Origin of the sequence: Granulicella mallensis (genome assembly GCF_014203225.1) — a bacterium.
Taxonomy (GTDB): domain Bacteria; phylum Acidobacteriota; class Terriglobia; order Terriglobales; family Acidobacteriaceae; genus Granulicella; species Granulicella mallensis_A.
Window position 1 is genome coordinate 1 of sequence record NZ_JACHIO010000046.1, and the last position, 2,813, is coordinate 2,813.

Below are 2,813 nucleotides of genomic sequence, written 5' to 3' on the forward strand. Positions count from 1 at the left end.
GAGCTAAAGGCGCCGGTCCTGGACCTGGATCTGGAGGCCTCCTGGCTCAGCCGGCCGGAGACCAACCCCGATGCGCAGGCGCTCGGGCTCAGGTCCTCGCACCTCGCCTATGTCATCTATACCTCCGGCTCCACCGGTCAGCCTAAAGGCGTCATGAACGAGCATCGTGGGGTGGTTAATCGTCTGGATTGGACGCAGCGTGCCTATGGGCTTAATGAGACGGATGCGATTCTGCAGAAGACCTCGTTCAGCTTCGATGTCTCGGTCTGGGAGTTCTTCTGGCCACTTCTGTACGGTGCCCGGTTGGTCGTGGCGCGTCCTGAAGGGCATAAGGATGCGGGGTATCTGGCCGACATCGTTCAGCGCCAGCAGATTACGACGATGCACTTTGTTCCGTCGATGCTGAGGGTTTTTGTGGACCAAAGCGAAGTGTCGGCCTGCGCTGGGCTGCGGCGCGTGCTGTGCAGCGGCGAGGCTCTGCCGGTTTCTCTGGCGCAACAGTTCAGAGCGCAGTGGCCCGCGGTGGAGCTGCATAATTTGTACGGTCCGACGGAGGCGGCGATCGACGTTACGGCATGGCCGTGCCCGGAGCGTCCTGAGGTTGTGTCGATCGGCCGTCCGATATCGAACACGCGGATCTATGTTTTGGACGAGCATGGTGAGCCTGTGCCTGTTGGAGTGGCAGGAGAGTTGTACATCGGCGGAGCGGGGGTGGGGCGCGGGTATCTGAACCGTGCGGAGCTGACGGCGGAGCGGTTTATTGCGAGCCCTTTTGTGGCTGGGGACCGGTTGTACAAGACGGGGGATTTGGCGCGGTATCTTGCTGACGGGAACATCGAGTATTTAGGTCGGAACGATTTCCAGGTGAAGATCCGTGGGTTCCGTATCGAGTTGGGGGAGATCGAGTCACTTCTGTGCCAGCATGCGGGAGTGGGGGAAGCGGTAGTGGTGGCGCGTGGGGAGGAGGGGGACAAGCGTCTTGTGGCGTACTACACGGCAGCTGGTGGAGCATCGGTGGAGGTGGAGTCGCTGCGTGGTCATCTGAGCGCGACGCTTCCTGGTTATATGGTTCCGTCGGCGTACGTTCGGATGGAGAGTTTCCCTCTGAGCCCGAACGGGAAGCTGGACCGGAAGTCTCTGCCAGCGCCTGACGACGAGGCGTATGTGCGTCGTGGCTACGAGGCGCCTGTCGGGGAGATGGAGGAGACCGTAGCGCGGGTCTTCGCGGAGGTGCTGGGGGTGGAACGGGTAGGCCGCAACGACAGCTTCTTCGAGCTGGGCGGCCACTCGCTGATGGCCGTGCGTCTGCTGTCGCGTCTGCACGAGGCGGGCTGGCAGACGGATGTCAGTACCCTGTTTGCCCAGCCGACGGTAGCGGCTCTGGCGGGAAGCCTGGAGCAACATATCGCGTTCGTGGTTCCGGCCAACGGGATCCCCGAAGGTTGCACGAAGCTTGAGCCTGGGATGCTGCCGCTGGTGGAGCTGGAGCCTGTTGAGATCGCGCGCATCGCGCAGGCGATTCCTGGAGGGGCGGGCAACATCCAGGACATCTATCCTCTCTCCCCGGGACAGGAAGGCGTTCTTTACCATCACCTGGCCTCCCGGGAAGGGGATATCTACCTGCTGAACATGCTGCTGAGCCTGGAGCGGCGGGAAGAGGTGGATCGCTTCGTTGGAGCGCTGGAGCAGGTGATAGCGCGCCATGACGTGCTGCGTACGGCTGTGTTGTGGGAGGGTCTGCGGTCGCCGGTGCAGGTGGTGTGCCGCAGGGCTGCGCTGGTGGTGGAAGAGGTGGCCCTGTCGCTTGAGGACGGCGATATCGCCGATCAGCTGCAGACGCTGTACAGTCCGCGGCGTTACCGTCTGGATGTGCGTCAGGCACCTCTGCTGCGTGTGTTTGTGGCGCGGGACGAGTCCCAGGACCGTTGGGTGATCCAGCTGCTGCATCATCATCTGGCGGTGGACCATGTGGGGGTGGAGATCATCCTGCGGGAGCTGGAAGCGTGCCTGCTGGGTCAGGCTGCGGAGCTGGCGCCTGCGGCGCCGTATCGGGACTATATTGCGCATGCTCGCCTGCGGGGGAGTGAGGCGGAGCATGAGGCTTACTTCCGCGCGATGCTGGGAGAGGTGGGTGAGCCGACGCTGCCCTATGGACTGGCCGATGTGCAGGATGCGGGCACCCAGGAAGAAGCGATACGCGTGGTCACGCCAGAGCTGTCGACCCGGCTTCGCCGGCAGGCACGGCAGCTGGGCGTGAGTTCGGCAAGCTTATTTCATCTGGCCTTTGCACATGTTCTTGGCCGTCTGTCCAGCCGTAACGACGTGGTGTTCGGCACGGTGCTGCTGGGCCGTCTGCAGGGCGGGGAACACAGCGCACAGGCGCTGGGCATGTTGATCAACACGCTGCCGCTGCGGGTGTCTCTGGTAGGGTCCGATCTCCGGCAGCAGGTGCTGCAGACGCATGGACTGCTGAGTTCTCTGGTGGCGCATGAGCATGCGTCGCTGGCGCTGGCCCAGCGTTGCAGCGGCATCCAGGCCCCGCTGCCGTTGTTCAGCGCGATCCTCAACTATCGTCATACGGCGGAGGGCGAAGAGGAGAACGGCCCGGCGGCGCTGCCTGGCCTGCGGGTTCTGCAGGCGCAGGAACGGACCAACTATCCGGTGGCTCTGTCGGTGGACGATCTGGGCGAGGGCTTTCGTCTGGTGGCGCAGGTGACTTCGCTGGTCGGCGAAGACGGCGGACGGCGGCTCTGCGATTACATGGACAGGGTGCTGAGCCAGCTGGCGGATGCTCTGGAACAACCGGGAGCGGT

Annotated in this window: 1 protein-coding gene; it reads left to right on the plus strand. The window is 63.7% G+C overall.

Translation table 11 applies throughout. The features are described from left to right. On the plus strand, positions 1 to 2,813 hold a 2,813-nt coding region (locus tag HDF15_RS25420), incomplete at both ends, for a non-ribosomal peptide synthetase (protein ID WP_184261248.1).